The organism is Streptomyces sp. TLI_146 (assembly GCF_002846415.1).
In the GTDB taxonomy this organism is placed as follows: Bacteria; Actinomycetota; Actinomycetes; order Streptomycetales; family Streptomycetaceae; genus Streptomyces.
Window position 1 is genome coordinate 513,455 of record NZ_PJMX01000001.1, and the last position, 14,338, is coordinate 527,792.

Consider the following 14,338-nt stretch of genomic DNA (forward strand, 5'->3'; position numbering starts at 1 on the left):
CTTGTCGTCACGACCCGAAGGCACACCTCCGCTCACACGGATGCCTCGTGGTCCCTTGTGGTTACTGGGTAACCGTAGGAGAGTGTGCAACGACGTGGAAGAACGCACTTTTTGGTAACGGGGGAACCGCATGGTGACCAAGCAGGTCAACGCCTCAGGTGACGATGCGGACCTGCGGCGCGCAGACTCGCTGGCACGCGAGATCTTCTCGGACGTCGCCAACAAGTGGGCACTTTTGATCATCGAGGCGCTTGGGGAACGCACCCTGCGCTTCACTGAATTGCGCAACGAGGTCGAGGGGGTCAGCCACAAGATGCTCACCCAGAACCTGCGCATGCTGGAGCGCAACGGTCTCGTCCATCGCGTGGTGCACCCCACGGTGCCGCCCCGGGTCGATTACTCCCTCACCGAGCCGGGCCAAGCCCTGCGGAAGACCGTCGACGTCATGTGCGACTGGACACACCGCTACCTTCGCCACATCGACGTTTCACGCCAGCGCTTCGACGCCTGACCTCAACGTCCGTGACAGAGGGCAGAACAACAGGCGGCCCGTAGCGATCAGACGGCACTGGAGCGATTGCCACGATCTTCCTGCTGCGGGGTGCAGATTGACCGTGGTTCCCGGTCGGGGGCGGGCAGCGAAGGCGCACCACGATCCGCCCGCCCGGCCGGCACTGCTCCAGCCACGCGGCCGGGACGGTCCGTACGCCGCAGGTGGCGATGGTCCGGTCGTACGGTGCCCCGGAGCGGTATCCGGCAAAGCCGTCCCCGCACACCACGGTGACGTCACCCAGACCATGCCGCTCCAAGGACATGCGGGCGGTGTCGGCAAGCGCCGGGTCCACCTCGACCGTGGTCACCGACCCAGCGCCCAGACGGCGCGCCAAGAGCCCGGCATTCCAACCGGTACCGGTACCCACCTCCAAAACCCGCTGCCCGGGCCGCACATCGAGATCCCTGAGCATCGCGGCGACGACGGACGGAGCGGACGCCACCTGCCCCCGCTCCGCCCCCTGGCGTCTGCCGTCGTCCCACTGAGTCACCAACGGATCATCGGACTCGGCCGCGGCATTCCACCGCGCCGGATCCACAGTCCGGTCCCGGCCCGACCGCGCCCGTGGCCCCGCGGTGCGTTCTGAGCGGTGTCAGTGCCCGACCGCATACTGACGCCATGCAGATCACTGAGGACACAATCAAACGGGCCTGGCGCCAGATAGCCGCGGGCTCTGACCTGCTCGACGACGCCATGCTCCCGCCCATCGGCACCGCACCCGGCCCCTATGCCCAGCACGCAGCCAGCGTGAGCGGTCTCTTCCTCGTTTTGGAGAAGGACGGCACGGTGCGCGGCTACCACGGCCACCGGGAGGTGTTCGCCACCCAGGACCTTGACCAAGTGCTGTACATGGTCGCCGAGGAAGCGGTCGGTCATCTCGCCGAGCACATCGCGGCCCGCTCCCCGGGCCGCGGGCCGGTCACCAACCTCGTGACCGGGCAGGCGCAGTTACTGGAGCAGATCAACCCCGCCTGGGCCCAGAGGTTTCGCGGCGGCCGTCTGGACGATACGCCCCCGGCGCCGCCTTGCGGACGCGACCCATTGGAGCGCCTCGCCTGGATCGCCGATTCCTGGCGCGATCAGGACCCCTACACCAACCTTGTCTTCTTTCGCGGCGTGGGCATCAGTGCCGAGCAGATCGCCCTGCTCCACGGAGCCGATTCCGCACACACCGCCGCCGGAATCTGCCTGGCGGACCTGCGCAGCATGGACGGCAGCGGCCGCGATTACTGGGAAGTCGCCTGGCAGACCTTCTGCTTCGGGCAGGCAGGCGACTGGGTGTTCCTGATGTACCACGAGCTGCCGCCCGGTGTCCGCGTCGACAGCGCGGCGCTTTCCCGGCTCGGCGTCACCGAGACCGTGTGCCTGAGCGCGACCGCCGCGAAGGGCATCTACACCTTCGACTACACACGCGACGGCCGGCGCGTCGACGACGGCTGGGGGGTCCTGGAACTGATCTGGTACCGGCGTGGCCGCGCCCCCTACTACCGGGGCGGCGAGCTCGACTTCCTCAACCAGGCCATCCGCCGCGCCGAGTTGGAACACCCCGAGCTGGTCAGCGAGTTCGAACTGTACTTCCACGCACTGGATGACGCACTCGGCCTGCGCCTGCCCCGACAGGACATCCAGGATGGCACGGTGCGGGCCGCACAGTGGGCACACGACGCCCCGGGGCATGACTGAGAGCGGTGTGTTGCGGTGTCCGGAGCCGCCTTGCTCACTAGTCGCGCCAGGCCTTCTCCGCCAGGACGCGTTTGGGTACGCCACGGTCTCGTTGAGGGTGCGCGGCGCAGGGAGCGGGGCGTGACCGTCGGCGATCCGGTTGTCTGGCGTGGTGGGCGGACGTCCCCGGAGATGACCGGCGACCGGCCGCTGCGGCTTCGTCGGCGCCGAGGCGGAGCCCACGCCGCGGTCGAGCCCACGCCGCGGTGGTCCGGGGGCTGGGAGGCGTCCGAGGCATACCCGAGGCACACCTGAATCTCTTGGAGTGCGCCGCGGTGTGGGTTTTGATGGTGATACGCGAAGAATTCAGCGACGCCTAGCAGGATGCGGGATATTCAGCAGCAATGCATTTCCGCCTACCAGCGAAACCGGCGGGTTACCTTATCCCCTTCCTGAAACCCCTGGAGATGACGCATACCCTCACCCTTTTGCCGATTTCCGGAATTCCAGCCGCCTCTGTTCTCCTTTTGAGCGGCGGCGGGAATCTCCAACGGTGATTCCGGCATGTCGGGACCTGGCCCGTTCCTGCGGGCGGGGGGTGTGCCCAGCGGTGGGCCGCCACGACAGGAGCAGGGCGGACACCGTCGGCAGCAGCCAAGGCTGCCGCTCCGATCGCGACAGATGTCTTCCCGGAAAAGGAGACGGACCCATGCGCTCGGCCATTCGCCCTGTCTGCCGGCACATCCTGAGGTCCTCGCCGATCTATTGCCTTCCCCTCGATCCCGGCTCCGCCGGTGCGGCCCGCGGATATGTGCATGCGTTCCTCGGCGGCGCACGACGTGATGCCCTTGAGGAGGACAGCCTCCTGATCGTTTCCGAACTGGTGACCAATGCTGTCCGCCATGGCGCCGGGCCGGTCTGGTTCTGTCTGCGGCACGTCACCCAGAGCGACGGTGCGGAAGCGCTTCATGTGCTCGTCGGCGATCACGGATCGGGCTGCGATCGTGACGCCGGGGCGACCGTCGAGGCAACCGACTCCACCTCAGGACGAGGGCTGTGCATTGTCGACGCGCTGGCCAGCAGCTGGGGATCCACCCAGGCGCAGGGCCATCACATCATGTGGGCCAGCCTGGAGATCATGCCCTCTTCGGGGGCTTCGTCGCAGCACCGGGAGCCGTGTGGCCCGGTGTCCACGGCACTCGCGGCGGCGTGAGAGGGCCCTCCCGTGAACCCGACGCGCCGTCCTCGCGCAGCGGCCGGGGTGCCCGATGCCACAGGAACCACCGCGGTCGCGGCCAGGCGACAGCCCTCGGCGGTGCCTCACGCCTCGCTCTCCCCCGCCGGTCCCCCGACCATTCGGGTGCCCTCCGTGCCCTTCGGCTGCACGGGTCGTCCACGCACCCACCCGTACCGGCCATGGTGGTGGCGGTACCAAGGAAAGGTGCGGTGGGTGACGAGGAGTTGCGTATGCGATCGGTAGCCCGCACGTCGGGACTTGGTTCAGCGGTGATGGTGATCGCTCTCCTTCTGGCCGGCTGCGGCGGTAGCGGCGGCGATGGCCCGACACACTCGGCTCCTGGGCCTACTTTCCGTTGCCCCGGCGCGTAGAGGTGGTGCAGTTGTTTCTGGCGGTCTTCCAGCACAGCTACCGTTGCGCCGGAGATACGCTGGCCGCGTTCCGCCGGAAGCCACTCGGCTCCCGCGGCACCGTCGAGCCACGCGGCACACAGGTCCGCGATGCCGTCCGTGCAGGACAGGGCCCCGTAACGGTGTTCCGTTGCTCTGGGAGAGGCGTGCGCGATGCGGTTCATGGCTTCGACGGCGGAGCCGTAGGTCCACGGCGCGCTCAGCACCTCGGAGTGGCCGGTGGCGGTGTAGAGCCAGTCCGGCCAGCCGAGCCGCTCCACTTCGGTGCGGGGCACCCCGTGCAGGTGAGCCATGGCCAACTGCGCGCTGGTCTCGGGGGTGATCCGCCCTGACTCCCAGCGTGCGACCTTCTCCCGGCGGGCAGCCATGGTTCCGAAGCCGAGTTCCGCGTGTGTCTGGGCGACGAGCATGGCGTACGCCCCATGGGTCATGCCCTTCTGCTCCCGCAGCAGTGCCAGCGGATGCCGGATCTTCTGCACGTTCATGAAGGCCCCCTGCTGGAGGAATGGGCACGCCCGGTGTTCCGGCGGTCGCACCACGGCCTGTCGTGAACGCTGCCCCCCCCTGCGGTGCGGCCTCCTGCATAGGAAGGAACTTTTCAGCCTTTGCCCGCTCTTCTCATGATAGGCAGGACACACTCCGCACTCAACGCGTCACGGGTCACGGGTCACGGGTCACGGGTCACAGGTCACAGGTCACGGGTCACGGCACAGGGTGTGGCCACTCTGCCTGCGGTGAGCAACCGACAGCGTCCCGCCCGCAGGGCGCAGAGAGTCGCCGCAGCGCTGCTCGGACTCACACGCCCGTGTCGGTGTCACCGTCGGCGAGGACGCTACGGACAGCGCCCAGCAGCCGCGCGCAGCGCCGGGTCATCGCGTCGGGCGACTCGTCGGGGTGGTTGATCCACCAGCGGACCAGTGCGGTACACAGGCCGCGCCAGGCGTATTTGAGGGCGTCCGCGTCGAGCGGGTCACCGGCTCCGGCGGTGTGCAGGAGGTCGGCGGTGCCGAGGGCGGCAAGGTCGTCGATCGCGGCACGATAGGTGGCCGCGCGGTGGGCGGCGTCGCTACCGGGCGGCAGTGACGGGTCGTAGAGGACGAACCATGCCTCGCGCTGGCCGTCCAGGGCAGTGAACAGGGCTTCCAGCACGCGCAGGGGCGTGGGCGGCGCGCCGGCGGCATGGCGTGCCATCGCCTTCTCGATGGCACCGAGCAGACGGTCGCCGACGGGGTCGAGGCAGGCGAGGTAGAGGTCCTGCTTGCCGCCGAAGTACTGGTGCAGGAGCGGCTTGGTGACGCCGACGCGGGTGGCGATGGCGGCCACCGTGGTGGCTTCGTAGCCGTGGCGGCCGAACTCCTCGGTGGCCGCGGCCAGGACCTGCCGTTCGCGCTCGGCCCTCGGTACGCCCTTGGTGCCAGCCCTGGAGGAGAGCGTTGTCATGGGACCAGATCTTACCCTAGGGTAATTTACCGAAGGGTCAATTCCTCGGAACCCGCTGGAGCGCATCCATGCCTGCTGCCGCGACCCACCCCCGCACCTCCCGCAGCCGCTCCTGGTGGGGGTGGGGCTACGCCGACGCCCACCCCGACGATGCCCAATGCGCCGCGCTCGGCGCCCTGTTGCCGGGCACCCTGGCCCGACCGCTGCCCATACCCCGCGTCGCCGACCTCTCCATCGGCCGCCCCGCCGCCACTCCCCCACCTGCCCTGGCGCACCTGGTCACCAGCGACCCGCGGGCACGCGCAGCCCACGCCATGGGCAAGGCCTACCGCGACGTCATCCGCGCCCTGCGCGGCCAACCCGGGCGCATACCCGACCTCGTCGCCCACCCGACCACCGACCACGAGGTGGCCGACCTGCTGGACTGGGCCGGTGACCACGGTGTGGCCGTCATCCCCTTCGGCGGCGGCTCCTCGGTGGTCGGCGGCGTCGAGTACCGCGGCGACACCCACCGCGCCGTCCTCTCGCTCGACCTCACCTCGATGGACCGCGTCCTGGAAATCGACCGCGCCGGCCACTCGGCCCGCATCCAGGCCGGTGCCCTCGGCCCGCTGCTGGAGGACCAGTTGCGGCCGCACGGCCTGACCTTGCGTCACTTCCCGCAGAGCTTCGAGTTCTCCACCCTCGGCGGCTGGCTCGCCACCCGCGCCGGTGGCCACTACGCCACCGTCCACACCCACATCGACGACTTCGTCCAGTCCCTGCGCGTGGTCACACCCTCCGGGGTCAGCACTTCCTGGCGGCTGCCCGCATCCGGCGCTGGCCCGTCGCCCGACCGGCTCTTCCTCGGCTCCGAGGGCACACTCGGTGTCATCACCGAGGCCTGGATGCGCCTACAGGAACGTCCCCGCCACAAGGCCTCCACCTCCGTGACGTTCACCCACTTCCACCAGGCCCTGGACGCCGTGCGCGCCATCGCCCAGTCCGGCCTCGCCCCGGCCAACTGCCGCCTGCTCGACCCCGGCGAGGCTCTGCTGTCCGGCGCCTCCCACGACGGCTCCAGCGTCCTGGTCCTCGGCTTCGAATCCGCCACCACCGCGGTCGAGGACCGCCTCGCGGACGCCCTCGACATCGCCCGCGGCCAGGGCGGCCACGCCCAGCCGTCCACGGACCGTGAAGCCCCCGCCGACCCGGCCGTCAGCGCCTGGCGCTCGGCGTTCCTGCGCATGCCCTACCTGCGCGACGGCCTCGCCCGCATGGGCGCCGTCGTCGAGACCTTCGAGACCGCGGCCACCTGGGACAGGATTCCCGCGCTGATCGACGCCGTACGTACCGAGGTCGCGGCCGCCGCCCTGAAGGCCACCGGACGCCCCGCCACCATCAACTGCCGCCTGACCCACGTCTACCCGGACGGCGCCGCCCCCTACTTCACCGTCGCGGTCGCCGGCCGCCCCGGTGCGGAAGTCGAGATCTGGGACGAGATCAAGGCCGCCGCCACCGACGTCCTGCACCGCCACCGCGCCTCCGTCACCCACCACCACGCCGTCGGCCGCGACCACCGCCCCGGCTACGACCTCCAACGCCCCGAGCCCTTCGCACTGGCCCTGCGCGCCGCGAAGAACGCCCTGGACCCGCACCACATCCTCAACCCGGGCGTCTTGATCGACTGACCGACACCACGCGTTGGACGGGACCTGGGCTCAGCATGCACGGGGTCGCCCCCGCGCTGCGCGGTCGCACTCGTCATCACGCCGGCGTCCCGGATCAACAGCAGGGGCGGGCCGGGTGTCTCTTTCCGCGGGAGTTCATCCCGCGGAAAGAGAGACTCGGTTTACGGGTAGGTGAATACGGCAGTCGCCACCCAGGTGCCATTCTGGGCGTAAGCCGCCACATAGGCATGGCGGCCAGACTGCAGGGAGCCGGACCGATAGGGCTTCTGCGTGAGGTCGAAGGTGACGTCTCCATTGTCGGTGGCCAGCACGAGGGAATCGCTATTGACAGCGGAGATCTTCCCGCTGAAGCCCACGGTCGCGGACCACGCCGAGTCGGCCACACGACTGAGCTGCGCAGCGTGCACTGTCGGAGCCGCCTGCGCCGTCGGGCCGCACACGGCCAGTGCGCCCACCATCCCCACGGCCACAACGGAAATCTTGGCTATCTTCCCGGAATTTCGCATCGCACTTCCCTTTCACATGGGTGCCCAGTCGGACGAGCCGAACCCCGTCAGGTACGGGCCGGATGCCCGGACGCTAACAGCACCCCTTGCACGAATGCGATTTCCTTTCGCATACCTTTCACAATTCCCCGTACGCGGATGAAGTCGTCCACTGGAGAACCGAGTTCAGCACGCGTACGCCTCAAAGGTCGCGCGCACCGCCGCCGTGTCGGCGCCCTGGGCCAGCAGCGCGTGGAGCAGGAGCCGTGCCTGGTACGGGCCGAAGCCCCCCGCACCGATGAGGCCTCGGCCCAGGAGGTCCTTCTCGGAGCCGGGGAAACTGTATGTGCGGGACAGGAGAGGCCCGTTGCCGATGCGGGAGGCGAGAACCACGGGGATGCGGGACGCGAGCTGGGTGAGCGGCTCGACGAGGCGTTCGGGAACGTGGCCGGCACCGAAGGCCGCGACCAGCAGCCCGTCGCAGTGCCCCACCCACACGTCCAGGAGAACGCCGTCGTCGCCGAGTACGACGAGGCAGCCCGCGCCGTGCGGAGCGGGATCGGCCGCGGCCAGGACGGCGGAGTGAATATTGGCCGGGCCATCAGCACCGGGCAGGGTCGGGTTGCGCATCGCACCCGTGACGATCATTGGCTGAGGGTGGTCGTGGTAGAGATCGAGGAAGAAGGCTGCCACATTCCTGACCGATACCGTCATCTCTCGGCTCTTCTGTCCGGATTTGGCCCAGCTCTGTCCCACGAGTGGTGCACGCAGGCTATCGGGCCGACGCCATACGGGTACGCGACTCAACGCCCGCCCCTCCACCCCGTACCAACCTCCGGCCCCATACCCGCGTCCGGTCACCAGAACTGCGCCAGGGCGCCTTCTTTGAACGCGTCCGGCGACACACTGATGTCCCCGGCGAAGGGGTGGTCGAGGACGAGGACGAGCAGCAGGCTGAAGCTCACCAGTGCGGCGACCGAGCCGACGAACAACAGCCGCACCCGCGTGCTCTTGTTGCCGTACAGGAACGTGAGCGGGATGATCACGAATGCGCCTCCGTACGCCAATACCTTGAACAGTTCCGGCAGGGACTGCTGGGCTTTGGTGATCCGGGCACGGCGCTCCGCGACGACCTTGTTGATGTCCCTGATGGTCTCGCCGTAGAAGGCCTTCTCCCGCTCCGTATCCGGCTCGAACGAGTTGAGCGTGGCGAACATCTCCCGTATGGCCGGCTCCGTGGCACCGTACTTGGGGCTGCCCTTGCGCATGAGCGGCCACTGCACGTCCGCCACGGCGTGGACGTAGGCCCCGACGGCGTGCTCCATACGCGCGCGCTGTGCGGGCGGGAAGGCCTGGGAGTCCCGGACCATCTGCGCCAGGGAGGTGGACTCGCTGGCGACGACCGTCTCGGCCTGGTCGGCCCCGGTCCACAGCGTGACGACGACAAAGGCGAGGATGATCCCGTAGATCGCGGCGAACATGCCCAGTCCCGCGCCGATCATGTCGTTGTGCTCCCCCCCGGCGAGCGCGGGGTGCCACCGGTACGTCAGCACACTGCCCGCCAAGGCCAGAACGACGACGGTGCCGACCATGATCAGGGTCAGGGCCAGGGTGGACAGATGGTTCAACAGCCAGAGCTCCATAAGCAGTTGTCCTGCTCGACTGCGACCCCGGCATGCATGGCCCGAGGTCAAACCACCTGGACGGGCGAGCGACCTCGAGGAGGCCGACATGGCTGAGCGCGAGTGGGACACCCAGGGTTACACGGTGCCCCCCGCCAACCCCGAACCGACCGGGAGAGTGGCCCTCACCACGAAGCCACCGGCGCCATCCGGCCCCGCGCTCAAGAAACCCCCCAGCAGATGGACACGCTCGCTCAGGCCGATCAGGCCGTGGCCACCGCTCGGCAGATCCAGGGGCGCGGCGCCTGGCGCAGGTGCGGCATTGCGAATCTCCACCCGCAACTCATTGCCCTCGCAGCGCAGAGAGACGCGGACTTTGGAGCCAGGGGCGTGTTTGCGGACGTTGGTCAACGCCTCCTGCACGATTCGGAAGGCTGCTCTCTCCACGCCCTCCGGACACGATGCGCACGCCTGGTCACAGATGTCCGCGTCCACCTCCAGAGCGCTCTCGGCGATGAGCCGGGGAAGGTCCGAGAGGCGGGGCTGCGGCCGACGCTCCACCGAACCCGCTCCCCCGGCTCTCAGCACACCTACCATGTGGCGCAGTTCGTCCAGGGTTCTGACGGCGAGCGTACGAATCGTGTCTGCGGTCTCTCGCGCCACCGGATCCACGCTGCTCATACGCAACGCTCCGGCCTGCAGGCTGATCAGGCTCACCTGATGGGCCACGACGTCGTGCATCTCGCGGGCCAGCTGCGTGCGCTCGGTGGCAAGCACCTGCTCCGCCAGGAGGCGGTCCTCCCGGCTGCGCCCCTCGGTGAGCTCCCTGAGTCGCACCGCGAGCTCACCGCGCAGCGCGACCGCCCGCCCGAGGGCGACCGCGGCGATGGGAGCGGCCAGGGAGCTCTCCACCCAGGCCCAGTCCGTTGCCCTGTCGTGCAACTCCGCCGCCTCCATGGGATACGGCAGGAACATCACAGCCATCGTGAGCAGAGCACAGGCCGTCAGCAGCAGGCGGCTCGGCTTGAGGCGGCTGACGGTGTACAGGGCGATCAGCCCCGCAAGCCAGGCACTCCCCATGAACTGGCCCGGGAGGGTGAGGAGCAACGTGACGACCGGCATGCGCAGCCGGGCGATCAGCACCACCCCGGCCAACACCGAGAGCGTCCGCTCCAGAGAGTTGAGGCCGGGGGCCCCGATGAAGGTGTCGCCAACCCCCAGGACCACCGGCCCGAGGAGGTACAGCAGACGCCGCTGAGCAGCGGTGAGCGTCATAGCTGATGCCGGGGCTCGTCCGCACGGCCCGCCACCAGCCCGGCCCGCTCCGCGATGACGGCCGCTTGTACGCGGTTGAGTCCGCCCAGCTTCCCGAGCAGCGCGCTCACGTGGTCCTTGACGGTTCCGTGCGCGAGGTGCAGCCCGGCCGCGATCTCCGCGTTGGAGAGCCCCTGCCCGAGCAGTACGAGCACCTCCCGCTCCCGGTCGGTGAGTCCTTCCACCGCCCGCTTCGCCTGCTCGGAGCCACCGGCCCCGTCCACGTATCCACCGATCACCGTGCGGGCCACGCCGGGGTCGAGGGTGCTTCCCCCGGCGGCCAGTACACGGACGGCCTGGGCGAGCTGTTCCGGCTCGGTGTCCTTCAGCAGGAAGCCCGACGCCCCCGCACGCAGCGCGGTGGCGAGGTACTCGTCCGTGTCGAACGTGGTCAGCATGGTGACGGCGGGCAGCCGCTCCCCCAGGGCGGCGGTGAGCTGGCTCAGTACGGTCAGCCCGTCCACGTCCGGCATCCGGATGTCCAGCATCACCACGTCGGGCCGCTGCGCGAGGACGGTGTCCACCGCCTGGCCTCCGGCGCAGTCCGCGACCACCTCGATGTCAGGCGCTGCACCCAAGATCATCCGCAGGCCCGAGCGGACCAGCTGCTCGTCGTCGACGACGACCACGCGGATCGCCCGATCTTCCCGTTCCGATCCCACGCGTCCGACTCTAGGTCCCTTATGTCCACCGCGCCGCGCGGAACGGGGAAGCCCTGACCCCGCCGGGTGGCGGGGGCCGAGGCCGACACCAGGGGGATCCGTCGGCGGCCCCGCGCGGGCCATGGTTGTTCTGTGGCCCCACCTGCGCGCCGTACGCACCCCGTAAGGCGCACTGACCAGCGGCCCACCACCCCAGGCACTCTCCGCCCACCACTCCTCGGGCACACCCTGCCTGGCATCCTCCCGGCAAACGCCTCCCCCCAGGGCAGGCGGAGACCGCCGGCGAGGCCCCACCACCCGATCGGCGCCCCACCCGGCGCACCGACGGGACGGCGAGGAAAGGCATCTCTCGTATGTCGCACACAGGCCGCTGTCCGGCGACCGAGCACCGGCATGAGGCATCCCTCCTGGCAGGACGCGCGCAGGAGCTGCGCGCACTGCGCGAGACCGTCCGCACCTCCGCCGCCGGCCACCCGTCGCTGATCCACCTCGTCGGCGAGTCGGGCATCGGCAAGACCTCGCTGATCCAGGCCCTCACCGGCACGGACTTCGCCACACCCATCCTCGTCGGCAGCGCGTGCGGCGCTCCGCTGGAGCGGGACTTCTCCTTCGGAGTGGTCCGCCGACTGTTCGGCGATCTGCTCGCCAAGATCGACGAGGCTTCCCGCGAGGCGCTGCTGGACCTGGCCGGACGACCGGCGAGGCTGGTGGTGGACGATGCGGGCTTCGACACCCGCCGCACCAGTACGTACGCGACGCATCACGCGCTGTACAAGCTGATTGTCACGCTCTCCGAGCGCGCGCCGCTGCTCCTCGTCGTCGACGACGCCCACGCCGCCGACGCCCCCTCGATGCGCTTCCTCGCCTACGCGGCCCATCGGCTCCACGACCGCCCCGTCACCGTGCTCATCTCCACCACGGACGGCGAGCAGCCCTACGCGGAGGAACCTCTTCTCGCTCTCACCGACCAGGCGCGCGAACTGCGGCTCGCCCCCATCAGCGGTGAGGCCGTGGCCGAGGTCGTCCACCGGTCGGTGGGGGATGCGAGCGCGGACGTGGTCGCGGCCTGCACCGAGGTGACCCGCGGTAACCCCTTCCTGCTGACGGAACTGCTGCGTGTACTGGGGCCGGAGACTCCCCTGGACGACCTCGACGCCGACGAGGTGCGCCTGCTCGGCTCGCCGGCCGTGGCGGCACGTCTGCGCGCACGCTTCCGTGCCCGCCCCGACACCGAGGCCCTGGCCCACGCCGTGGCCGTGCTTGGCGACGGCGCCGAGTTCGACATCGCCGCCGACCTCGCGGACCTGGCACCGGCCCAGGCCGCACGCGCCCTGGACACCCTGGTGGCGATGGCCGTGGTGCCCAACTCCCACCCGCTCGGTTTCACCCACACCTTCGTCCGCAACGCCGTCCTGGACAGCATCCCGGTCGGTGCGCGCCTTACCGCGCACGGGCGGGCAGCGCAGCTGCTGCGCGCCGCGCACGCGCCCTCCGAGCAGGTAGCCGCCCATCTCCTGCGCTCGGGGTCCTCCGCCGCGCCCTGGGCGTGCGAGGAACTGCGCCGCGCGGCCAGGCTCGCGGCGGGCCGCGGTGCCCCGGACGTCGCGGCCACCTATCTGCGCCACGCCCTCAAGCTGCCGTCGTCGCCGGTCGAGCGCAGCGCCGTGCTGTGCGAGCTGGGCAGCGCCGAGCTGTCGTACGCGCCCCACGAGGGCATCGGCCATCTGCGCGCGGCGCTCGCGGCAGCCGCGGACGCCCGCCAGGCGGCGCAGGCGGCGCTCAAGCTAGTGCCCGCGCTGTGCATGCTGGCGGCCCACGAGGAAGCGTCAGAGATCGCCGACACCGTTCTCGCCGAACTCGGCGACCAGGATCCCGACCTCGCCTGGCGACTGGAGGCGGCGGCCATGATGCCGCAGTTCCTGCGAATGTCCACCGTGCCCACTGCCCTGCGCCGCGTGGAGCGCATGGGCCGCCCGGCCCTCGGTGACCTGGCGCTGCGCCGCGCCCAGCAAGGAATGCTCGCCACCATGACGGCCTGGCGCGGGGAGCAGCGCGAGAAGGTGGTGCGCTGTGCCCGTGAGGCGATCCGCAGCGCCGACCAGAACTTCTTCCGGCCGCCGTCCTACTACACGCTGTTCGCCCTGGCCCGCACCGACGCCTCGGCCGCCATCGACGAGGTGTACGCCGTCGCCGACCGGATCGCCGAGGGCAGCCGATGGCCCCGGGCCACCGCCATCATGGCCATGGCCCACGGGCTCAGGGCCCTGCACGCGGGCGACCTGCACGAGGCCGTCCGGCGTTTCGCCTCCGCCCTGACCTCGTTCAAGGACTACGGCATCGATGTGCGCGGCGACCACTGCGCCGTCACTTGCGCCGTCTGGTTCACCGACGTCCTCGTCTCACTCGGGCGGCTCGACCAGGCACGCGACCTCCTCGCTCGCCACATGGACGCGGCCGACGACATGCCGGAGACGCTGGACCACACCTTCCTCCTGTACGCGCGAGGCCGTCTGCGCCTGGCCGAAGGGGATGCCCGGGGTGCGGTGGACGATCTGGAGGAGTGCGGCCGACGGGCGGAGGTGTGGCAGATGCGCAACCCGGCGGTGCTGCCGTGGCGCTCAAGGGCCGTACTGGCCCACCTCGGGCTCGGGCAGCGCGAGCGCGCCCGTGAGTTGGCCGAACAGGAGCTGGAGCTGGCCCTCGCCTGGGGCACCGACGGCGTCGTCGGCGTCGCCCAGCACGCCCTCGCCATGGCGGTGGGCGGCGGCGAGGGGCATGAGCTGCTGACGGCGGCGGTCGCGCGCCTGGCGACCTCCCCCCGCCGCCTCGACCACGCCGCGGCGCTGCTCGACCTGGCGGCGCTGCCGCCCGCGCACGGCACCGGCGACGAGGCCCGTGCAACCCTGCACCAGGCGATCGCCCTGGCCTCCGAGTGCGGCGCCGAGCCGCTGGTGCGGCGCGGTGAGCGGCTCCTCGCACAGATCGGCGGCGGACGGCGCAAGGGGCGGCGTGGCAACGCTCCCCACGGTCTCACCCCGCAGGAGCACCAGATCGCGCTCGCCGCGGCGCGCGGCGCCACGAACCGGCAGATCGCCCAGAACCTGTGCGTGACCGTCCGCAACGTGGAGTTCCACCTCTCCAGCGCCTATCGCAAGCTCGGGGTGAAGCGGCAGGGGCTGGGCGTTCTGCTCCTGGCGGGCACCGCTGCGGAAACACCGAAGGCTCCGGAGGCGCTGGGAGACCCGGAGCCGGCCGGGGCCGGCTGAGAGCCTGTCTCCCCTGA

The 14,338-nt window shown here is 70.3% G+C and carries 12 protein-coding genes; 5 read left to right on the top strand and 7 right to left on the bottom strand.

All coding sequences use genetic code 11. The features are described from left to right. Window positions 1-130 precede the first annotated feature (130 nt). Complete coding sequence (locus BX283_RS02425) at window positions 131-511, top strand: helix-turn-helix domain-containing protein (RefSeq protein ID WP_101386006.1); 381 nt, start codon at window positions 131-133, stop codon at window positions 509-511. On the opposite strand, the gene BX283_RS02430 is transcribed toward BX283_RS02425, so the two are convergent. After that, window positions 444-1,091 carry a methyltransferase domain-containing protein gene (locus BX283_RS02430; RefSeq protein ID WP_101386007.1) on the bottom strand — a complete coding sequence of 216 codons (648 nt, stop codon included), beginning with the start codon at window positions 1,089-1,091 and terminating at the stop codon, window positions 444-446. The genes BX283_RS02425 and BX283_RS02430 overlap by 68 nt on opposite strands. Window positions 1,092-1,171: 80 nt before the next feature. On the opposite strand from BX283_RS02430, the gene BX283_RS02435 reads away from it, so the two are divergent. Further along, the gene (locus tag BX283_RS02435) at window positions 1,172-2,236 is read left to right on the top strand and encodes a hypothetical protein (protein WP_101386008.1); all 1,065 of its coding nucleotides are present in this window, start codon (window positions 1,172-1,174) and stop codon (window positions 2,234-2,236) included. A 688-nt stretch (window positions 2,237-2,924) separates the two neighbouring features. Continuing rightward, window positions 2,925-3,428: an ATP-binding protein gene (locus BX283_RS02440; protein WP_101386009.1), complete on the top strand. Its 504-nt coding sequence runs from the start codon at window positions 2,925-2,927 to the stop codon at window positions 3,426-3,428. Window positions 3,429-4,657: 1,229 nt separating this feature from the next. On the opposite strand, the gene BX283_RS02445 is transcribed toward BX283_RS02440, so the two are convergent. Continuing rightward, complete coding sequence (locus BX283_RS02445) at window positions 4,658-5,302, bottom strand: TetR/AcrR family transcriptional regulator (RefSeq protein ID WP_101386010.1); 645 nt, start codon at window positions 5,300-5,302, stop codon at window positions 4,658-4,660. A gap of 68 nt (window positions 5,303-5,370) precedes the next feature. Between BX283_RS02445 and BX283_RS02450 the strand changes: the two genes are divergently transcribed. Further along, window positions 5,371-6,972, top strand: coding sequence for an FAD-binding oxidoreductase (locus BX283_RS02450; protein WP_101386011.1), 1,602 nt, complete (start codon window positions 5,371-5,373; stop codon window positions 6,970-6,972). A 161-nt stretch (window positions 6,973-7,133) separates the two neighbouring features. Here the strand turns inward: BX283_RS02450 and BX283_RS02455 are convergent, their stop codons facing one another. From BX283_RS02455 to BX283_RS02475, 5 genes are all read right to left on the bottom strand, one after another. Next, the gene (locus BX283_RS02455; RefSeq protein WP_143676355.1) at window positions 7,134-7,478 is read right to left on the bottom strand and encodes a hypothetical protein; all 345 of its coding nucleotides are present in this window, start codon (window positions 7,476-7,478) and stop codon (window positions 7,134-7,136) included. Window positions 7,479-7,643: 165 nt separating this feature from the next. Continuing rightward, complete coding sequence (locus BX283_RS02460; protein WP_257581766.1) at window positions 7,644-8,171, bottom strand: asparaginase domain-containing protein; 528 nt, start codon at window positions 8,169-8,171, stop codon at window positions 7,644-7,646. A gap of 143 nt (window positions 8,172-8,314) precedes the next feature. Further along, window positions 8,315-9,085: a hypothetical protein gene (locus tag BX283_RS02465; RefSeq protein ID WP_306822771.1), complete on the bottom strand. Its 771-nt coding sequence runs from the start codon at window positions 9,083-9,085 to the stop codon at window positions 8,315-8,317. A gap of 132 nt (window positions 9,086-9,217) precedes the next feature. Then, entirely contained in the window at window positions 9,218-10,354 is a 1,137-nt protein-coding gene (locus BX283_RS02470) for a sensor histidine kinase (protein ID WP_101386014.1), read from the bottom strand. Further along, entirely contained in the window at window positions 10,351-11,055 is a 705-nt protein-coding gene (locus BX283_RS02475) for a response regulator transcription factor (protein ID WP_306822772.1), read from the bottom strand. The genes BX283_RS02470 and BX283_RS02475 overlap by 4 nt, the downstream gene beginning before the upstream one ends. Window positions 11,056-11,408: 353 nt before the next feature. Here BX283_RS02475 and BX283_RS02480 point away from each other — a divergent pair, with 353 nt between their 5' ends. Next, window positions 11,409-14,321 (top strand): AAA family ATPase, encoded by a 2,913-nt coding sequence (locus BX283_RS02480; protein WP_101386016.1) that lies wholly within the window; start codon window positions 11,409-11,411, stop codon window positions 14,319-14,321. Window positions 14,322-14,338 lie beyond the last annotated feature (17 nt).